The organism is Paenibacillus sp. MT86 (assembly GCF_058792535.1).
Genome location: NZ_CM179499.1, coordinates 599,855 through 618,486, shown reverse-complemented (window position 1 = coordinate 618,486; position 18,632 = coordinate 599,855). Strand labels below are relative to the sequence as shown.

Below are 18,632 nucleotides of genomic sequence, written 5' to 3'. Positions count from 1 at the left end.
AGTATAATAGAATTGTATATTATTGTAAATTAATAGTTTGCCGGTCATGATTCGTCTACCAGCATGAATAGCCGTCTTTCCGCAAGCAGTATCCCACTGCCCGGAAAGACGGCTATCGTTATTTCGGTAGGCATTCCCCTTATTTCCGACAAGACGTCAAACGGCATGAACGGACGGCCATGACCGTTCGATCCCCTGTTCCGTCAGTCGCCGCTGAAAAGCTTCCAAGTGGTCCGGGGTATTCCGTACTTCCCGCGGCTTCAGTCCATGCTCTATGCAGTAAGCGGCTAAAAAACCGGCTGCCTCGCCGATGTTCCATTCCACAGGATGCAGACGATAACACCCATTCGTGATATGCGTCGTGCCGATATTCTTGCAGGCTGCCAGCACATTGGCTACCCGTACCGGAATCAGGCTCCCCATCGGAATTTGGAAGGGCAGGCTCGAAATATCGATATACGTCCGCAATCCCGTGCTTGGATGCAGATCGATCCGGTAGCAGCCGATGCCAACGGAATCGCGGAACGTCTCCGCCCGCCCGTCCGGACGGCATTCGGCGGCAATATGCTGCTCCTTCACGGTAAATTCGGCGCGTATCCGGCGGGATTCACGGATATAAGGGGCTTTTGCCAAGCCATCTTTCGTTCCCATCACGTCCGGCCGAAGCCGGAGTCCGGGATACCCCTTTCCTCCATCGGGCCGCGGGGCTTCCGTCTGCATCCAATAGAGCAGGGACAAACTCAGCTGCCTGGATTCCTCCAAATGCCGTTCCCGCTCTTCCGGGCCGACATCGATAATGGAGCCGAGCCAATAATCGTTCTGCGGCCAGTTCACGACCGTGACGCTGCTGTCAAACAACCCGCCTTCGAAATGCTCCGGATTCAGGATCTGCCGGTATTTCCACAGGGAAAACGATCGGCCGTCCGGAAATAAGCTGTAGGTGACCGGCTCCAGCGTATGCGGTACTAGCCCCGTCCAGCTCAGCATGGCATCGGGCCAGAAATCCGCCCGGTAGCTCTTCCAGAAATCGTACCGAACCGGCTTCGGGATGGTATGATCCTCGCCCTCCCGGTAATCCATCGCGAAGCACCAAGTGAAAGCCTGCATGTCCGCCCGGTCCGCCGGACCGGATAAAGCATGCGGTTCACCGGTCTCTTCCGCCGACTCGGAACCCGTCACGTATTCGATGCCGGCCAGCGGAAGCAAATCCCCTTCCTCGGTAGCATCGAGGAAAAATGCGCCGGTCAGCTTGACGATGTCGCCGGATCTGCTGTCCCGCAGCCGGACGGATGTTACCTGATCCCCGCCGGACTCCGCTTCCATCAGCGCATGCTCCGTAAGGATCGTTAACCTTCCGCTGTGCACGTAAGGTGCCAGCATCCCCTGCAGCACGGCCAGCGCCGCTCTCGGCTCATGGGCAATGCCGCTGACCAGTGCGCTGCCTGGATTCAGATAACGCTCTTGCCGCGATTCGGCCCGGAGCGGAAATAACTCCTTATAATAATCGCGGATCCGATTCCGGAATTCACGGTAGCTGGCCGTGCAGCCAAACTGCTCGATCCAGGGATGCTCGTCGGGCGGTACGCCCTGACTTGTAATCTGGCCGCCGAGCCAATCGCTCTCTTCGGTCATAATCACGCGTTTTCCCGCCTTCGCCGCCGCAAGCGCAGCGGCACAGCCGCCGAGTCCTCCGCCCAGAATGATGATATCCGCCTCTATATGATTCTGCATATGCACCGCACCTCGATATCGCTGTATTCTAGTCGGCCTTGGCACCAACCGTCTCATGATCGTATTTAAATATCGTTCCGAGCGTCGTAGACCCGGGGCCGTACCGCTCATAAGCCTTGCCCGCCTCATCTACGGGAACCACATGGGAGATCAGCGGTTTGATCGAGATTCTCCCTTCGGCCAGCAAACGAATATATTCCGCAATGTTGCGGCCTTCCGTCCAGCGCACAAAGCCGATCGGATAATCCGTATTGTTGAGTTCATAGCTTGCGTCGTACCGGCCCGGACCGCCGGCCCGCGATATGAGCACCTGCGCTTCCTTGCCAAACATCAGCCCTCTGGAGTAGGTTGTAGACAAATCGCCGACGATGACGATTTTCCCCTTATCCCGAATCCATCCCATTGACGCATTGATAAGCTCTTCACCGGGACCGCTTGCGCACAGGATGACGCTGTCGGCTCCATGTCCGCCCGTCATCCGCGCAACCTGCTCCTCAAGCTGCTCCTTGTTATCATAAGCATAGGCAATATGCTGCCTCATCCCCTGCACCCGCTCCGGGTTTAGGTCAAATCCCGCAACGGGGCAAGCCGCCGCATGCGCGATCTGGGCAATGATCTGCCCCAGGATGCCCAGCCCGACCACCACGGCCGATTCGCCGAAGCGCAGATCCGCAACCCGCAGGGCATGGATCGCAATCGCTCCCAGCCCCGCAAAAGCGGCTTCCTGCGGATCCACCCCGTCCGGTACGATGGCCGTCAGGTTCGAAGGCACGGTAAGCCACTGGGCATGGCGCACGTAAGGTGCTCCATAGCAGGCCACCCGTTGACCCACGGCAAGCCCCTTCACGCCTTCACCCAAGTCTTCGACGATCCCCACCGCGCTGTAACCCATAATGACTTTTTGATCCGAAGCCTTTCGTATAAAGATCATTTCCGTACCCGGACTGACCGCCGAGTATTCGGTGCGAATCCGCACATGACCCGCCGGCAATTCCGCCGGCCTCTCGATATGATCAACGATCACGTTTCCATGAATCGTGGCAACAGCCTTCATATGGACCCTCCTGCTCCACCTTATTTTCCTGATGCTTTCCGATATTCGCTCGGCGAGACGCCGCTGTATTTCTTAAAGGTCGTCGTAAATGTGGAAGAGTTCGAATACCCTGTTTTCTCTCCGATTTCCGCAATGCTGAGGTCCGTGTTCCGCAGATATTCACGCGCATGCGATAATCGGACTTTGTTCAAGTACTCCACGTAGTTCACGCCGAATGTTTTCTTGAAATAATTGGAGAAGTATTTCGAGCTGGTATCCAGCACTTCGGCCATATGATCCAAATAGAGGTTCTCCATGTAATGCAGTTCGATGTATTGGGAGATGAATGCGGGATTCAGCTTGCTTCGCGGATCGTGGTTCCGCGTATTGGCCACCACGCGCATCACTTCCATCAGCGCCTTCTGAATCTCTTCATAGGTGAAGGCTTGATCGACCTTGCGGATGAAATCACTCTCCAGCCGGAACAGCTCGTTGCGGTCAACGGACGGCGAATCCGCCTGCTTCATGACGAGGAAGAACATGCTCTTCGCAATATGCACCATCTGATGGTGATGGATGCGAAGATCCGCATTCTGCTGGAAAATATCGCTCACGATCTGCAGTCCCTCATCCACCTTGCCGCTTAGCATGCAGTTGCTCAGCTTCTCGATCTTCTGAAGCGGATAATAAATATCCGGGACGTACCGAATCTGCTCCGCATCGACCATGTCCGTGTCCGCATTCACATTCCGGTACAACCGCCCATCCTTAATATTCCGGTATGCTTCGGAGCAATTGCTGATTTTGGATTCGTACGTTCGGCTAACGCAGCCCCACACCGTGAACGTATCATGATAATCCTCGTTGCACCGCCTAACATACTCCTCGAATTTCCTGACCAGCTGCTTGCGCTCGGACGGCTGATCCAGACCGATTAACGCTAGGAATTTCAGTTCTTCGACATGATAAACCACCACATGTCCATAGCGCTCCTCCAGGCCGCCCCGGATCTGAGACGTCAGCTCTTCCAGGACAAAATCCGACTTGGCCGCCCCCTTGCCGGCAGGCTGCAAATACACGGCCGCCATCATGAAATGCCGGCACTGGAAGAAATGCGTGTAGTGCTTCTGCATCTGCATTTCCTGCTCGCGCGAATGGTGATGGCCGTCCAGCGTTTGCAGGAACACGCTTCGGCGGATATCCTCATCCACCAGATCCATCTGCTTCTTGAGGGATTCGTTCTCCCGCTGCACCTTGACGATGCCGCTCTGGATTTTCACGAAATCATTCCCTCGAAGAGAACTGCCCCCGAGCAGCTGCACGATGTTCTTCACCGGCCGGTACAGATAAATGCTGAGCAGCACCGACAGCATGACGTTTAACGCAATCGCGCCGTACATAATCCACGTATTGGCATCGGTGACGGAATCGATATTTTGAAACTTGTACGGCATTTTATTGATATATATAAAACCGTTATAGTCCGATTTGTAGAAATTGTACTCAAAATCGTCGTGCGTGAGGGAGGCTTCCTGCGACGGGTTAAAGTACACGTCGTTCAGAATGCCCACCAGATCCAGATCCTTCTCGGTGCTCAAGATGACGTTCCGGTTCGCATCCAGCACGATGAGCGAGGCCCCGGGAATCATGGAATTCAAATCGACCCCCTTAAGCAGCCGGTTCACGTTAATCAGGATCATCAGGTTTTTGTTCGACATTCTGACCTTGTTGCCGTCTACGGCAATCATCAGGTTCCGGCCGTACCCGCTGCTCTGATCCGCATAAACCTCCGCTGGAAAAACCGTAAGCTCGTGCTCCGATCGGGTAAACGTCTTCCAGAACATCGAGTTGAACTTCTGGGATTTATACCGCCTGTCAAACAATGCGTCCAGATTGCTGGTTCCGCGTGTCGTAATGGCCAAATCGTGATTGTCGAACGAAATGACCACATCTTCCACGATATCCACGTTGGATACGATGCTGGTGACGCTGTCCTGCAGAGAGATGACTTTCTCCATGTCAAGTTTGCCGTTATCCAGCTGCATCCGGTCCGAAGGAAGCGCATGAATGTTAAAAATCAAATTGTTAATGGAGGAGAAACTGGTATCAAACGACTGAATAATGTTTCTGATCACCATCCGGTTGTTCTCGCTCACCTTGTCGTAAATTCCGGTAATGGAATTCTTGTACACGATGTAATTGAATATGAACATGATGCCGATGACCAGTTGCAGAGCGAAGAAAATCTGGAGCAAGCCTCTGTTGGCGATCAATCGATTCATACGGATTCACCTCTCTTGGATGTCATCCCTTCATATTCAACATGATAGCCCCCGGCACCTTCCCATCACCCCTTTTCGGAACCGAGCATGACCCCTTTGGCAAAATACTTCTGGGCAAACGGATAGATCAGCAGCACCGGAATCATCGACAACACGATCGTTGCGTTCTTCATGGCCTGCGGAGCAAGCGCCGACGCATCCACCAGGCTCGGATTGCTTCCGTTCTCGCTGAAAATCAGCATATCCCGAAGCACGACCTGAAGCGGGTACATATTCGCGTCGTTCAGGTAAATCAGCGGGATAAAGAAGCTGTTCCAATGGCCCATGAAATAAAACAATCCGATCGAGGCCAGCGCCGGTTTGGACAACGGAAGCACAATTTGGAACAGGATGCGGTACTCGGAAGCGCCGTCGACGACGGCTGCCTCGCGCAGGGATTCCGACATGTTCTCGTAGAAGCTTTTGAGGATTAATAACTCAAAGGTCCAGATCGCATTCGGAAGCACGAGTGCCCATACGCTGTCCAGAAGGCCAAGCTCGGATACGATCAGGTAGTTCGGAATGATCCCCGGGTTCAGGAACATGGTCATGATGATTGCCAACAGGAAAAACTTGCGTCCGAAGAAATTTTTGCGAGCGAGCGGATAAGCCGCTACCGCCGTAAGCAGCAGGTTAATGGCCGTACCGAGCGCTGTATAAAAAATCGTGTTCAGATAGGCGCGCGGCACCCGGTCGTCGTTCAGCACCTGGGCATAAGCGTCGAGATTAAAACCCTTGGGAAACAAGGTGATATTCCCTTGCACCACTTCGGAGGTCGCGCTGAGGGAAACGGCGGTGATATAGACGACGGGGTACACGGTAATAATGGCAAGGCATGTCAGAATCAGCGTGTTGATAATGCCGAATAACGAGATGTTTCGAAGGCTGAATCGTTTGTTGTTTACCATAGTCCGCTACCTCCCAGTCGCTTGCTGAAGTAGTTGGAGGACAGCAGCAATATCATGGCGACAACGGCTTCGAACAAGCCTACGGCCGCGCCATAGCTATAATTGCTCTCCAGAAGGCCTTTCCGGTAGACATAAGTCGAGAATACGTCCGCCACCTCGTAAGTCATCGGATTATAAAGCAGCAATACCTTTTCGTATCCGATCCGAAGCATCGATCCGGTCTTCAAGACAAACATGATAATAATCGTTGGAAGAATGGCGGGAATCGTGATTTTAAAAATCATGTGGCGCCTTTTGGCACCGTCCACCTTAGCCGCTTCGTAAAGCGACGGGCTGATCCCTGCAATCGCAGCCATATAGATGATGGCTTCATAACCGACGGTTGCCCAGATATCCGATGAAACATAGATGGTTCTAAACCAGCTCGGCTCAATGAGAAAATACGTCTTCTCGAAACCTAACGCCGCGATCAGCTGGTTAATGATCCCCTGATTGGGCGACAGGAAGTCGATAATCATGCTGCTTATAATGACCACGGACAGGAACGAAGGCAGATAGCTGAGCGTTTGAACCGACTTTTTGAACCATTTCACTCTGACCTCGTTAAGGAGAATCGCCAGAATGATGGGAAAAGGAAAGCCGAAAATCAGATTGTATACGCCAAGAAGGAGCGTATTCTTGAACAGCAGCCAGAAATCCGGACTGCCGAAAAATTTCTCGAAATGCTTGAGCCCTACCCATTCGCTCTCCATGATGCCGGTAAATACGCTGTAGTCCTTGAAGGCAATGATCAAGCCGTACAGGGGCCCGTATCGGAAAATAACGTAAAACAACAGGCACGGGATAAACAGAATCAACAGCTGTCTGTCCCGCTTCATATGCTGAAAGGCCGAAACCATTCTTCTCCCAAACCCGCCGCGGGGTTTGGCGAGATTTGTCTCTGTCCCTGCACTTGACATGGTGTTCCCTCCTTAAGATGATGAGCAGCACCCGAGCGTCGTACCCGGATGCCGCCATCACTCTTATTTCTTCTGCGAATTATTTCGTGGCTTCATCCAATCTCTTCTGGGCTGCGTTGAAAATATCGACGATCTGCTTGGCTCCCTGCTTCTCAGCCTGCGCCTGCCATTGCTGCCACTGCGCATCGCCGTAGTTTTTGTTGAGAATGTATTTCGCGTTAAATTCATCCGCCAATTTCTTCAGGGAGGTTTGGATTTCCGCAATCTTTGCGGTTTCGTCATCCGTAAAGTTCACGACCGGATCCAGCGGCTCGAATTTATTGCCGTTCAGGAGCTTATCCTGAGCCTCCTGCTCCTTCTCCGTATAGTTGAAGTACACGCTGCGCTTGTCGGAATTGACATACAATCCTTGCAGCCACAGGCCATAGCGGTCCTCCAGCACGCTGATATCCACCAGCGGCACGTCGGTCAGCTCCGGATAGACGGCTTTGTCGCCTTCCATCTTGAACGTCTCGCCTTCCACGCCCATCGTCACCAGCGTGGCGCCGGACGGGCTCGTCAGGTAATCGAGCAGCTTCAGGGAAGCTTCCTTGTTGTCGTTGTTGGCTACCGCGATGCTGAAGCCGTTCGTGATGCTCTCGATCGTCTTGCCGTTGCCGGTCGGTCCGACCGGATTGCCGTATCGCAGGTCATAATTCGGGTTTTGGTCCTTGACCTGGTTGTAGAACAGGTCCAAACGTCCGATCCAGTCATAGGTGACAAAGGATTTATTGCCTGACGTCATTTTCGCCGTCCAGGAATCGTCGGTGTCCGTCATGAATTCCGGATCGAGGAGTCCCTCGTTGTACAGCTTCTTCATGAAATCGAGCATTTCTTTGTGCTCAGGCTGTATGGTAGCGTACTTCCATACCTTGGCCGTCTCGTCGTAATACGTCGGATAGTTGGCTCCGCCGATTCCCCAGCCGAAGGCCCAATCGCGGAAAATGTTCTCTTTCGTTTTCGAGGCGTAAGGATAGGAATCAGGATAGGCTTCCTTCAACTTTTTGAGGGCCTGATAGAATTCGTCGGTATTCGTCCATTCCTTGATGCCCAGCTCATCGAAGATGTCTTTGCGGTACAGGAAACCGTGGTTCACGTCACGGTTGATGTTTGCAACCGGCCAGGTATAGATGTTGCCGGATTCGTCTCCGTAGGACGGAATGACCCAAGGATTCTCGTCCACATACATTCTTTTGAAGTTCGGCAGCATGTCGACATATTCGTTAATGGCAACGACCGCTTTCTGCTTGCCGATCTTCTTCAGCTCCGGAGGCGTCAATCCATGGATGATGTCCGGGAGCTTGCCGGATGCAACGGTTACTTTCAGCTTGTCTTGAAACGTAGCCGAAGAATAGGGTTGGAAATTCACTTTGATGCCGGTACGCTTCTCGATCTCCTTGGCAAGCAAGGAATCGTTCAGGTTGGTCTTCTCGCTGACGACCATCCAATTGATCGTTGTCGGTTTATCGACCAGCGGAAGCGCGAGACCGCCAGTATCCCCATATTGATCCGGATCTGCCGGTGCCGTTGGAGGTGCTGTTTCTCCGTCCGTTCCGGGAGCTGCCTCTTTATTTCCTCCGCTGCATGCGGCCAATATTGAAATGATTAATGTGAACACGAGTGCCATACGAAACCATTTTTTTGTCATTTGCGTTCCTCCTCTAAATCCATCATTTGAATGCGGCTGACTGAATCTGTGCGATCGCTACTCTACCCCCGTCATTTCTTCTCATCCGTGTGTCTGCTTACTCATCCGGTCTACGTTTGTAAATCAAGATGCTTCCTATCATGCCTCCTTGTTGACGAAGATCCCGGCCTGTCGCAGGAATATTCTAAAATGATCGGGCATCCGCTGCCGATTGTCCGGCACGGAATTTTCTACCCATCCACATCATAAAAACGCTTCCATGATTCGTAAAGAAGCGTATTTCTGCGAGATGGCGTTTTTTCTTCTTCAAGCGGGCGAAATGCCGAAAACCCGCATAACATCAGGCTTTTTGAGCATGTGGAAAATGCTAAAGCGGTAGAAATAGATAAAAAAATAGAGGGATTTCATCACGAAATCCCTCACGGAAGATGTTAAATTTCTTCTCTTCCCCATCGTATATTCATGAAGCAGAACGTCATCGGCGTCCATCAAAACGGGTGTGAATTCAATCACTCGTTTCATCTTTTTTCGCTTTGGCACCCTGCTCCCGCAATTTTTTGCCTTCCTTGCCGTATAGATCCTTCAGGATTTTCTTGCCGGTCGGCGTCTGCGCAAGTCCGCCCTTCGCCGTTTCCCTGTGCTTGGACGGCATGGCCGTGCCAACCTCCAGCATCACGTCGATCACTTCGTCGGATGGAATGACGCTGCGCACGCCGGCAAGCGCCATATCCGATGCCGCCAGCGCCGTCACGGCGCCGAAGCCGTTGCGCACGATGCAAGGAATCTCGACAAGCCCGCCCACCGGGTCGCAGATAAGTCCCAAGGAATTCTTGAGCGCAAGCCCGACGGCGTGAACGGCCTGCTCCGGCGTGCCGCCCCGCAGCTCCGTCAAAGCGCCTGCCGCCATACCGATAGCTGAGCCGACTTCAGCTTGGCAGCCGCCCTCCGCACCGGAAATAAACGAGTTGTTGGCAATGACGTAGCCGATCGCGCCAGCGCTGAACAGCCCCATCACCAAATGCTCGTCTTCCCAGCCGAAGCGTTCCTGCGTGCTGACGAACACCCCGGGAATAATGCCGCATGAGCCCGCCGTCGGCGTCGCCACGATGCGCCCCATGGAGGCATTCACCTCGGACACGGACAGGGCGTAGGCCAGCGCCGTGCAAGCGTCGGTACCAAGCGCGGGTACCCCGCTGCTCATATATTGATGAACGCGCACGGCATCGCCGCCGGTCAGGCCGCTTTTGGAAGGGACGGGTTCATGGATTCCCCGGTGCACCGCTTCCTTCATGATGCCGTAGTAATCGGCCATTTGCTTGAACGTCTCGTCCCGGCTTTTCCCCGTTTCCTTGATCTGTTCATTTAGCATCAGCTGGCCGATCGTCACCTGATCCTCCCGGCAGCATGCAATGATCTGCTCCAGCGTAGAAAACTTCATGACTGCGCCTCCTCTACTGTCAAATCCGCGATGACGACCCGATGCACGCTCGGCAGTCCTTCGATATGCTTCATCAATTCGGCCGGAACCGCTTCGTCCGACTCCACCACCGTCATGGCATCGCCGCCCCTTCCCTTGCGGTCCACGTCCATATAGGCAATGTTGACGCCGCCGGCCTCCAGGAGCCGGGTGATATGCGCGACCATGCCCGGCGTATCGTCATGAAAGACCAGCAGCACCGGATAATTCATCGTAAACTTGACGTCGAAACCGTTCACGCGCAGCATTTCCACGCTGCCTCCGCCAATGGAAGCGCCCGCAATGACATCGGTATGATCGCCGTCGGTCAGCCTCAGCTCCACGGTATTCGGGTGAAAGGCCACATTCTGTGCCGTCTTGAAGGTAAGTTCAATGCCTGCCGCTTCGGCAAGCTCGATCGAATTCCGGATGCGCATATCGTCCGTGGCAAAATCAAGCAGCCCGCCGACGACAGCCAGATCGGTGCCGTGGCCGCGGTAGGTTTCGGCAAAAGATCCATAGAACACAATTTCCGCCTGATCGGGGAATGCTCCAAATATGCGCCGCGCGGCTCTTCCAATCCGCACGGCCCCAGCGGTATGGGAGCTGGAAGGCCCCACCATGCTGGGCCCAATAATAGAAAACACATCTTTAAACCGCATGCGCGATTCCCCACTTTCGACTATTCTGCCCTCATTGTATCAGTCTGCCAGCCAACTTTCCAAGTGCTCCCGAATAAAATCGTCATCGTTTAAATGGGGATAATCCCGGTAGACCCGATCTATCTCTTCCGATTGTCCGGGAGACAGCGTTTCATGCGGATTCAGGCACCATGTGCCTAGCAGCAGCCCCTGTCTGCGGAGCACCTCATGAATGCCCGGGATGCAGCCCGCAAACTGATGGGCGGGATCGAAGAAGGCCGCATTGGAGTCCGTAATCTCGACGTTGCGCGTCAGCCATTCCTTCCCGAACTGCTCCTGCTTGCGCGCCTCTTTGATTTCCTCCAGCAGCTCCACAGCTTTCCTGGTCCAGACCGCCCAGTGACCGAGCAGACCGCCGACGATAGGCTTGGCGACCGGCGTTCCGTCCACCTGGAATCGATAAGTCGTCAGCAAATCGTTGACGATGTTATCGTCATTCCCCGTATAGAGCGCAATATCGTCCCTGCGGCTCGAATAACAGACGGCACGAACGACGTCAATCGTCTGATAGCGGTTGAAGGGGGCCATCTTGATCGCTACGATATTCGGAATTTCTGCGAAGGCACGCCAGAATTCGAAGGAGAAGATGTTGCCGCCAACCGATGGCTGAAGATAGAACCCGATCACCGGCATTCTCTGCGCGATCTCTTCCGTGCGCTTCAGAATAGCCTCTTCGCTCCAGCCGCTTAACCCGCCCATGCTGAGCAGGACGGCATCATAGCCGAGCCTGCGGGCGATCTCCGTTTCCTCCACGGCTTGCTCCGTGGGGCCGCACACGCCGGCCACCATCAAGAAGGGGCGGTCAAGCTCCGCCCTGCGGACCTCTTCCGCCGCCAGCCGCAGCACCGGTTCATACAAGTCGATGCCTTTATCGCGGATCTCGAATTGGGTAGAGTGAACGCCGACCGCCACACCGCCCGCACCGGATGCGGCGTAATAGCGGGTCAATGCCCGCTGGCGGCGTTCGTCCAGCTTCCGGTTCTCGTCCAAAGCCAGCGGATGCGCCGGTATGACGAGCCCTTCGTGAAGAGCTTTCAGCTTCTCGGGGGCCAACCTCTGCATTGCAGGAATCTGTCCGCTCATTAGAATTTCCCCTTTCTCTCTTGGAAGTGCGTCGGCTTGTTCCAGCTCTCGCCGCCGGATTGCACCCATGCTGCCGTCCAATCCAGCATCTGCAGCAGAGACACCTTCGGATAACCGAAGAGCTGGTGGGATTTCGAGGCGTTGTTCAGGAGTGCGGTCTCGGATTCCGTACCTGTAAAGGTCACTTCCTTGCCCATCCGTGCCGCCAATTCCTGTGCCGCCCAGCGGATCGACATCGTCTCCGGTCCGGTAATGTTGATGATTTCGGGAGGCGAGCTGCAATGCAGGAGCGAACGGAGCGCCATCTCGTTGGCATCCCCTTGCCATATGATATTCGCATGCCCCATCGCCAGGTGAATCGGCCGGTCCTCATGGATCGATCTGGCAAGCTCATGTAGAACGCCGTACCGCATATCGATGGCGTAATTCAGACGGTAGATTGCCATCGGCGTACCATTCTGGTGGGAGAAGTATTCAAAGACGCGCTCTCTGCCGAGACAGGATTGCGCATATTCCCCGACCGGCTCCGGCGCAACGGATTCGTTGACTCCGCCGCTGCCCACCGGCGAGAACGGATACACATTCCCCGATGAGAACACCACCATGCGGGATTGCTTGAATTTCTCGGCCACCCGGCCCGGCAAATACGAGTTCATCGCCCAAGTAAAATATTCGCGGCCGGTCGTGCCGAATTTGTTGCCGGCCATATAGATCACGTTTGGAGCCTCGGGCAGCTGCTGCAGCTCCCCGTCGTTCAGCAGGTCGCACGATATCGTCTGTACGCCCGCCTCCTCCAGCTCGCGCCTGGCCTCCTGGTTCGAGAACCGGGATACGCCGATGATCCGTTTGCCGCCACCGCCTTCGCGCACGGCGTTGGCGGCCAGCCTTGCAAGGCTGGGCCCCATTTTTCCGCCGACGCCAAGCACCAGGATATCCCCTTCCAAAGACGCCAAATCGGCAACAAGCTGTGCTGAAGGCTCCGCCAGCTTCGCTTCTAATGCTGCAACGGTTAACATGAACAATCTCCTCCTCCGATTGATGATTCTTCTTCATCATACGGCCCCGTTTGATATAAAGACAAATCTTTAAATCGTCTTTAAATAAACGACACACAAAAAAAAGCCCCCTGATGTCAGGGAGCAAACGAAACGTTCAGCACGATATATCGAAGCACGAAGAAGGCAGCGATAAAAAGGGAAGCCAGTCCGAGCAGCGTAAAAATGAAGATTTTCTCTAAGCGGGAAAACGGGGCTCTCGTTCGCTTCAAGTCCATCACCTCATCTTCCATTATAGGAAACGCCTGATATCTTATTCCAAAAAGGTGAATCGAAAGATTTGCCTCGGCCTTCCTCTCGGCACCTTCTCGATTCCCGAAATCTCCACCAACCCGTTGTCGGTCCAAAGCTGAAGCAGCCGATGCGCGCTGCGGACGGTAATGTCCAGCAGGTGGGCGAGCTCATGTACCTTGTATTCGTATTTACCCGAACGGGCGCGCTGGTTCAGCAGCTTGCTCAAATAGGCGCTCGTCATGCCCGCATCCTCTGCCCGCTTGATCAGCCCTGCATCCGTAAAAGACAGCACCTCCAGCACGGGATCGGCCATCTCCAGCGGCCCTATCAGCGTACCATCCTCACGCACGATAAAACAGGCGTTGCCGCCAACCTCCTTGGACTTCCGCATCGCGATGCGCGCATGGGTTCCGGCCATACTGGCCGACCTGCCGAATCCCATGCCGATGCTGAGCGAAATGCCGTAGGTTTTGTTCACGTCTTTGGCCAAGGGAATCGTTTTGTAACCTCCGGTTTCCCTTTCGAAGATGCCGCGCGTCGTGAAAAACAGATACTCGTCCCCGCCCAGATGGGTCAGATAACCATCCAGGGATTCCACATAATCGAGCACCATCCGGTGAATATCGAGCTTCAGCTTCTGCACCTCATGCTCATTGTTCCGTCTCAGCGCCTGCGTGCCGAAATCGTCTATATTTATCATCCCGACCACAATCTGGCCTTCCCAGCTGCGGCGGGATGCCGTGGACAGCAGGGCTCGCTCCAGCGATACCACGATATCCTGATCGGAAGGAAGCAGCCATTCATTGGGTATTCCGAGCCGCGTCAGTTCTTGGGCCACGGATTCCACGCCCGTGAATGCAACAGAGCAACCGCCGGATTCGTATTGATGGCGATGAAACGCGATCAGGCTGCTCTTCGGGGCGTAAGCCGGCCCGTCGTAGACGACAGCCTGTACAGCAGGGATGCCCAGATCCTTCATGGTCCGAACCACCATCGTCTCAGTTAGGGTGTCCACCGATATGCCTCCATCCAGTCGTTCCTGCTGTCCGGCATGGAACAGCGCTTTATATAAACCCGCGTCCGTGACGGGAACGTAATGTACAGGGATTTTGACCTGACCGAGCTCCTTCACCTTGCGCTGGGACAACGGATCCGAGAGGAACAACACTTCGACTTCGCTCCCGATCCGCTCCGCCAGTGCAGGCGCTTCGTCTTCATCCTGGAAAACCAGCGGCGCAGGGTCAAAGGAAGGAAAGGTTTCAATGACCTTCATGATCTTGTCAACGATCGTCCGGGTTCCGATAATACCGATGCGGATTTGCTGGACAGGGGGGCGGGTCCGCTCCGTCATGATGCCTTCACTCCCATCTTTCCCATTTCCGAGAAGCCGTGCATGAGCAGGCCGGTACGGATACCTAAATCATACCCGCTATCGAAAATTTGGCAAGCGGAAGCTGGACTCCCCCTAAACAGGCCCCTGCCATTTCACAGCAAAAAAGAGCCGTAACGGCTCTTTTCAGGATTGCTTCGCACCATTTATACGGCAGGGCGAAGCTGTTGTCCTTGAGACTACCAGCCCAGATCCAGGGTTTTTCCCGTCTCCGCATAGGTCTTCAAAATGCTCATGACCGTCCACCAGCTGTCCGCCGCCTTGGCGCGAGACGGATGATCGGGCGTGTACTGATCATTGACGAGCGTCAGCTTGGTACAGTTCCCTACCGGCTCGAGGGTGAACGTGATGCGGGACTCCAGCTCCTCATGGTTCGCATAATACGACGGACCGGGATGCTCGGACAGGCTCAGCACCTTTTGCGGCTCATAAGCCAGAACATTCCCGTAAACATGGACCGTCTCCTCCCCGTCATTCCCCGGGCCTACATAAGCGAAAGGCTCTCCAACTCGGAAGGAAGATCTCAGCTCGCTCCCGAAAAAGGTAGCTCGAGTCCCCTCCGGCGAAATCAAGACTTCCCATACCTTCTCCGGCGAGGCTCCGATATAAAACTCATATTGCAGCGGCTCCATGCAGTTTCCTCCTACCTTCTATATAATGCGCAGGAAGACCGGCTTGTCCTCCTGTGATATGATGATGTTATCAAGCAGCCGCATCCAAGTATTGTAAAAATGCGACGGGTTGCTTCCCGCGAACATGGCGTGCAATCAAGTCCCGTACGAGGACCGTGCCGTGCCAAATCAAGCCTGCTGCGGAAATATCGGAGGTGGTTATGTCATGATACGGCGTTCTCATCAGCCCAGCCTCGGCATCTTGAACATGAAAAAAGCCGGAGAGAAATTCCAGCTCTTGCGCGTCCCTCCGTCGGAGGACCTTTCCCATTTCATCAAGCATTACTGGATCATTCATTGGGATTTAACCGGCCAGGAGCCCCATCAGCAGGATGTCGTTCCCAACCCTTGTGCCAATCTGGTCGTTCAATCCCGTCGGACCGCTTTTTACGGCGTATCGAGCACGAGACATTCCCACCATCTGGAGGGCAGGGGGCAAGTATTCGGCGTCAAATTCAGGCCCGGCGGATTCCATCCGTTCGCGAACATAGCCATGGACCGTCTAACGGATGCCTCCATAGGCACCATGGAGATTCTTCAGGTTGAGCCCCACATGCTGGAGGAGCAGCTATTGACTGCAGAGGAGCCGGAGCACAAGGTCCAGCGCATGGAAGAGCTCTTTCGCCGTGTACGGCCCGACAAAGATGAATCGATTGAACGAATCAACGCGATCGTGGATGAGATTCATCGAAACCGTGACATCCTCCGGGTGGAACAGCTTAGCGATGGGTTCCGGATGAGCCCGAGATCGCTTCAACGTCTATTCAAGTCATACGTCGGGGTGAGCCCCAAATGGGTCATCCGCCTGTACCGGCTGCAGAATGCCGCCGAGATGCTCGAAGGCCCCGATCATCAGGATATGCTGAAATTAGCCATGGACATGGGGTATTATGACCAATCGCATTTTATACGGGATTTCAAAGCGGTGATCGGTAAGACGCCGGAAGTTTATATGAAGAAACGATAAATCTAAGGGAGGTAACAGCATGTTTACGATACAGGCGATCGGAACGATCCATAACGAAAGAAAGGCGATTCAGGATGATTACTGGGGGGATGTCATCTCGAAGATCAAGCTGGGCGAAGAATGGAATGAAAGCTCCCTGGATGGGATTGAGACGTTCAGCCACCTTGAAATCATCTATGTCTTCCATCTCGTCCAGGACGACAGCATCCAATACACGGCGAGACATCCGCGAAATAATCCGAGCTTTCCCAAGGTCGGTATCTTCGCCCAGCGCGGCAAGAACCGTCCCAACAAGCTAGGAGCCACCATAGTGGAGCTGGTAAGCAGAGAGGGCAGGTCCGTTTTCGTTAAAGGGCTGGATGCCGTAGACGGGACTCCCGTCGTTGATATCAAGCCTGTCATGAAGGAATTTTTGCCGAAGACAAAGACCAAGCAGCCCCAATGGGCTACGGACATCATGTCCCGTTACTGGGAATAATGATTAAGATTCTTCATAATTACAAAAAAACAGCGCTGCCGTCTGTCCCTTGAGGTTCAAGGATCGGCCTAAGCCAGCGCTGTTTCTGTTGATCCGCATCATGCTGCATAACCTTAATGGTTAATCAGATTAATTAGAAAGGCTCTGACCCGAGACCGGCAGACGGATCTCAACCGATGTTCCCCGCTCTTCCTCGCTCCGGATGACGATCCGGCCATTGTGGCTCTCCATGATGCGGTGAACGATCATGATGCCCAGCCCATTGCCGTCCGGCTTGGTGGTATGGAAGGGTTCCCCAATCCGCCGAAGCACGTCCTCCGTCATGCCGGAGCCGTTATCCGTAAAGGTCACGCGCTGATATTCATCCTCCACATCCATCTGAATGTGAATGTTTCCGCCATACGGCAGGGCCTCCATCGCATTTTTCAAGATATTGAGAAAAACTTGCTTGATCTGGTTCCGGTCGCACAGAATCGTTGCATTCCGGCCGAAACATTGAGTCATCTTTATGCCGCCAAGGCTTGCCTGAATGGCAAACAAATGAAGCACTTCCTCCAGAATCTCGCCGCAATTCTCAAGCTTAAACACAGCCGCCTGGGGCTTGCCCAGGATCATGAATTCCCCTACCATCAGATTGGCCCGCTCCAGCTCGGACATGATCAGGTCATAGTGCCGGAGAGCGGCATCCTTATTGGCCAGCTGAAGCATTCCTTTTACCGTCGTGAGGGGATTGCGGACTTCATGGGCGATGCTGACGGCAACCTGGCCGGCAAACACCAGCTTCTCCGTATTCCGCAGCACTTCCTCCGTACGCTTCATCTCCGTAATGTCGCGCAGAGAGCCCACGACCCGCATAAGCTGCCCTTCCCGGTCATACACCGGCTGAACATCCAGGATATAGTGGTGCATGCTTCCGGATATCTCAAGGGACAGCTCTTCTCCGATGCAAATCTCCTGTCCGTGTATCACCCGCTCATAATACTCGCCAATCGGCTTGATGCCGAATACCGGGCGGCCCACGTATTTCGTCCGGTCACGGTCGCCGGCATCCGGGCACAGCAGGCTTAAGCTGGTTTCGTTCATCTGCAGGATCTGGCCCTCCGCATCGGTGATGATCACGCCGTAATGCTTCGTTCCCAGCAGCACCTGATTCAAGGTTTGCAGCTGCGTGTTCTGTTTGCGGGTCACCATCTCCCGTTCCAGGGAATCGGCCATCGTGCAGAGCAAGGCATATAAATGCGGGTGAACAAACTCCTTGTTTGTCATTAGGGAGATCGTCCCTATGATCGCCTTCCCGTCTTCGCCGTGAAAGGGAGCCGAATAACAGGCCATGCGGTGAAGAATGTGATGAAAATGATCTTCTCCTATCAACGTAAACGGCCGTTTGTACCGAAGGCACAGATCTATCGAGCTGGGGCCGTCTTCTTGGGAATACCCGCTGCCCTCCATGATGCCCAAATAACGGGCCGTTTCTATGATGGTCGGGTCCCCCTCCATATCAAGAATGAAGCCCTCGTTATCCGTCATCGTAATCACGACAGGGTTCCCGGATCCGGAGGAAAGGAATTTATTCACGAAGACTTGGATCACTTCGATATATTCGTTATATTTGGCACGCCTTGCAGCCAGTGCTTCAGCATTCAATCGATAAGTATGTGTTGGAAGAAGCTCCGGGTTCATCCCCTTGTCTATACACTGCTGCTTTGCTTGTTGAATGATCTCCTGATCGGTTATCACACCAAATCGATTGTTCAAAATCACATACCCCTTTTTATCATACTGCCACTTTCATGTCACATATGTTTATTCTAACACTTTTATCGGCAAATGGAGCCCAACCGTAAACTTAATGAGCATGCGAATATGCAGCCTTCATCTTATCATGGGAAAGAGCTCTATATCTCCCTCCTTTTTATGTAACTATTTACAGGAAATATCCGTTTAGACTATAAAGGAGA

Annotated in this window: 16 protein-coding genes; 2 read left to right on the top strand and 14 right to left on the bottom strand. The window is 54.0% G+C overall.

Annotated features, from left to right (window positions below):
• Positions 1-156 precede the first annotated feature (156 nt).
• The 13 genes from AC3RCL_RS02630 to AC3RCL_RS02570 form a co-directional block, all read right to left on the bottom strand.
• Positions 157-1,731, bottom strand: coding sequence for an FAD-dependent oxidoreductase (locus tag AC3RCL_RS02630; RefSeq protein WP_404563649.1), 1,575 nt, complete (start codon positions 1,729-1,731; stop codon positions 157-159).
• Between the two features lie 28 nt (positions 1,732-1,759).
• Positions 1,760-2,785, bottom strand: coding sequence for a zinc-dependent alcohol dehydrogenase (locus AC3RCL_RS02625; protein WP_492534506.1), 1,026 nt, complete (start codon positions 2,783-2,785; stop codon positions 1,760-1,762).
• 20 nt (positions 2,786-2,805) lie between these two features.
• A complete protein-coding gene (locus AC3RCL_RS02620) occupies positions 2,806-5,046 on the bottom strand; it encodes a helix-turn-helix domain-containing protein (protein ID WP_096774720.1) in 2,241 nt (746 codons plus the stop codon).
• 65 nt (positions 5,047-5,111) lie between these two features.
• On the bottom strand, positions 5,112-5,993 hold the full coding sequence (locus AC3RCL_RS02615; RefSeq protein WP_009595681.1) for a carbohydrate ABC transporter permease: 882 nt from the start codon (positions 5,991-5,993) through the stop codon (positions 5,112-5,114).
• Positions 5,987-6,952, bottom strand: a complete 966-nt coding sequence (locus AC3RCL_RS02610; RefSeq protein WP_009595687.1) for an ABC transporter permease — start codon at positions 6,950-6,952, stop codon at positions 5,987-5,989. Before AC3RCL_RS02610 ends, AC3RCL_RS02615 begins: the two co-directional genes overlap by 7 nt.
• Positions 6,953-7,031: 79 nt before the next feature.
• Entirely contained in the window at positions 7,032-8,639 is a 1,608-nt protein-coding gene (locus tag AC3RCL_RS02605) for an ABC transporter substrate-binding protein (RefSeq protein WP_192569899.1), read from the bottom strand.
• A gap of 505 nt (positions 8,640-9,144) precedes the next feature.
• Positions 9,145-10,077: an L-serine ammonia-lyase, iron-sulfur-dependent, subunit alpha gene (gene sdaAA, locus AC3RCL_RS02600; RefSeq protein WP_492534505.1), complete on the bottom strand. Its 933-nt coding sequence runs from the start codon at positions 10,075-10,077 to the stop codon at positions 9,145-9,147.
• Positions 10,074-10,757, bottom strand: coding sequence for an L-serine ammonia-lyase, iron-sulfur-dependent subunit beta (gene sdaAB / locus AC3RCL_RS02595; RefSeq protein ID WP_096774722.1), 684 nt, complete (start codon positions 10,755-10,757; stop codon positions 10,074-10,076). The genes sdaAA and sdaAB overlap by 4 nt, the downstream gene beginning before the upstream one ends.
• A 39-nt stretch (positions 10,758-10,796) precedes the next feature.
• On the bottom strand, positions 10,797-11,879 hold the full coding sequence (locus AC3RCL_RS02590; protein ID WP_492534504.1) for a dihydrodipicolinate synthase family protein: 1,083 nt from the start codon (positions 11,877-11,879) through the stop codon (positions 10,797-10,799).
• On the bottom strand, positions 11,879-12,895 hold the full coding sequence (locus AC3RCL_RS02585) for an NAD-dependent epimerase/dehydratase family protein (protein WP_012818718.1): 1,017 nt from the start codon (positions 12,893-12,895) through the stop codon (positions 11,879-11,881). Before AC3RCL_RS02585 ends, AC3RCL_RS02590 begins: the two co-directional genes overlap by 1 nt.
• A 116-nt stretch (positions 12,896-13,011) precedes the next feature.
• Positions 13,012-13,146 (bottom strand): hypothetical protein, encoded by a 135-nt coding sequence (locus AC3RCL_RS02580; protein WP_255250561.1) that lies wholly within the window; start codon positions 13,144-13,146, stop codon positions 13,012-13,014.
• 41 nt (positions 13,147-13,187) lie between these two features.
• The gene (locus AC3RCL_RS02575; RefSeq protein WP_213580073.1) at positions 13,188-14,519 is read right to left on the bottom strand and encodes a hypothetical protein; all 1,332 of its coding nucleotides are present in this window, start codon (positions 14,517-14,519) and stop codon (positions 13,188-13,190) included.
• A 218-nt stretch (positions 14,520-14,737) separates the two neighbouring features.
• A complete protein-coding gene (locus AC3RCL_RS02570) occupies positions 14,738-15,190 on the bottom strand; it encodes an SRPBCC family protein (RefSeq protein WP_492534503.1) in 453 nt (150 codons plus the stop codon).
• Positions 15,191-15,395: 205 nt separating this feature from the next.
• On the opposite strand from AC3RCL_RS02570, the gene AC3RCL_RS02565 reads away from it, so the two are divergent.
• A complete protein-coding gene (locus AC3RCL_RS02565; protein ID WP_492534502.1) occupies positions 15,396-16,196 on the top strand; it encodes a DUF6597 domain-containing transcriptional factor in 801 nt (266 codons plus the stop codon).
• A gap of 19 nt (positions 16,197-16,215) precedes the next feature.
• Entirely contained in the window at positions 16,216-16,674 is a 459-nt protein-coding gene (locus AC3RCL_RS02560; RefSeq protein ID WP_096774728.1) for an SAM-dependent methyltransferase, read from the top strand.
• 129 nt (positions 16,675-16,803) lie between these two features.
• Here the strand turns inward: AC3RCL_RS02560 and AC3RCL_RS02555 are convergent, their stop codons facing one another.
• Complete coding sequence (locus AC3RCL_RS02555) at positions 16,804-18,435, bottom strand: ATP-binding protein (protein WP_492534501.1); 1,632 nt, start codon at positions 18,433-18,435, stop codon at positions 16,804-16,806.
• Positions 18,436-18,632 lie beyond the last annotated feature (197 nt).

Excerpts from the sequence above, each read along its gene's own strand:
- AC3RCL_RS02630 (WP_404563649.1), bottom strand. The coding sequence starts at position 1,731 with ATGCAGAATCATATAGAGGCGGATATCATCATTCTGGGCGGAGGACTC.
- AC3RCL_RS02625 (WP_492534506.1), bottom strand. The coding sequence starts at position 2,785 with ATGAAGGCTGTTGCCACGATTCATGGAAACGTGATCGTTGATCATATC.
- AC3RCL_RS02620 (WP_096774720.1), bottom strand. The coding sequence starts at position 5,046 with ATGAATCGATTGATCGCCAACAGAGGCTTGCTCCAGATTTTCTTCGCT.
- AC3RCL_RS02615 (WP_009595681.1), bottom strand. The coding sequence starts at position 5,993 with ATGGTAAACAACAAACGATTCAGCCTTCGAAACATCTCGTTATTCGGC.
- AC3RCL_RS02610 (WP_009595687.1), bottom strand. The coding sequence starts at position 6,952 with ATGTCAAGTGCAGGGACAGAGACAAATCTCGCCAAACCCCGCGGCGGG.
- AC3RCL_RS02605 (WP_192569899.1), bottom strand. The coding sequence starts at position 8,639 with ATGACAAAAAAATGGTTTCGTATGGCACTCGTGTTCACATTAATCATT.
- sdaAA (WP_492534505.1), bottom strand. The coding sequence starts at position 10,077 with ATGAAGTTTTCTACGCTGGAGCAGATCATTGCATGCTGCCGGGAGGAT.
- sdaAB (WP_096774722.1), bottom strand. The coding sequence starts at position 10,757 with ATGCGGTTTAAAGATGTGTTTTCTATTATTGGGCCCAGCATGGTGGGG.
- AC3RCL_RS02590 (WP_492534504.1), bottom strand. The coding sequence starts at position 11,879 with ATGAGCGGACAGATTCCTGCAATGCAGAGGTTGGCCCCCGAGAAGCTG.
- AC3RCL_RS02585 (WP_012818718.1), bottom strand. The coding sequence starts at position 12,895 with ATGTTAACCGTTGCAGCATTAGAAGCGAAGCTGGCGGAGCCTTCAGCA.
- AC3RCL_RS02575 (WP_213580073.1), bottom strand. The coding sequence starts at position 14,519 with ATGACGGAGCGGACCCGCCCCCCTGTCCAGCAAATCCGCATCGGTATT.
- AC3RCL_RS02570 (WP_492534503.1), bottom strand. The coding sequence starts at position 15,190 with ATGGAGCCGCTGCAATATGAGTTTTATATCGGAGCCTCGCCGGAGAAG.
- AC3RCL_RS02565 (WP_492534502.1), top strand. The coding sequence starts at position 15,396 with ATGATACGGCGTTCTCATCAGCCCAGCCTCGGCATCTTGAACATGAAA.
- AC3RCL_RS02560 (WP_096774728.1), top strand. The coding sequence starts at position 16,216 with ATGTTTACGATACAGGCGATCGGAACGATCCATAACGAAAGAAAGGCG.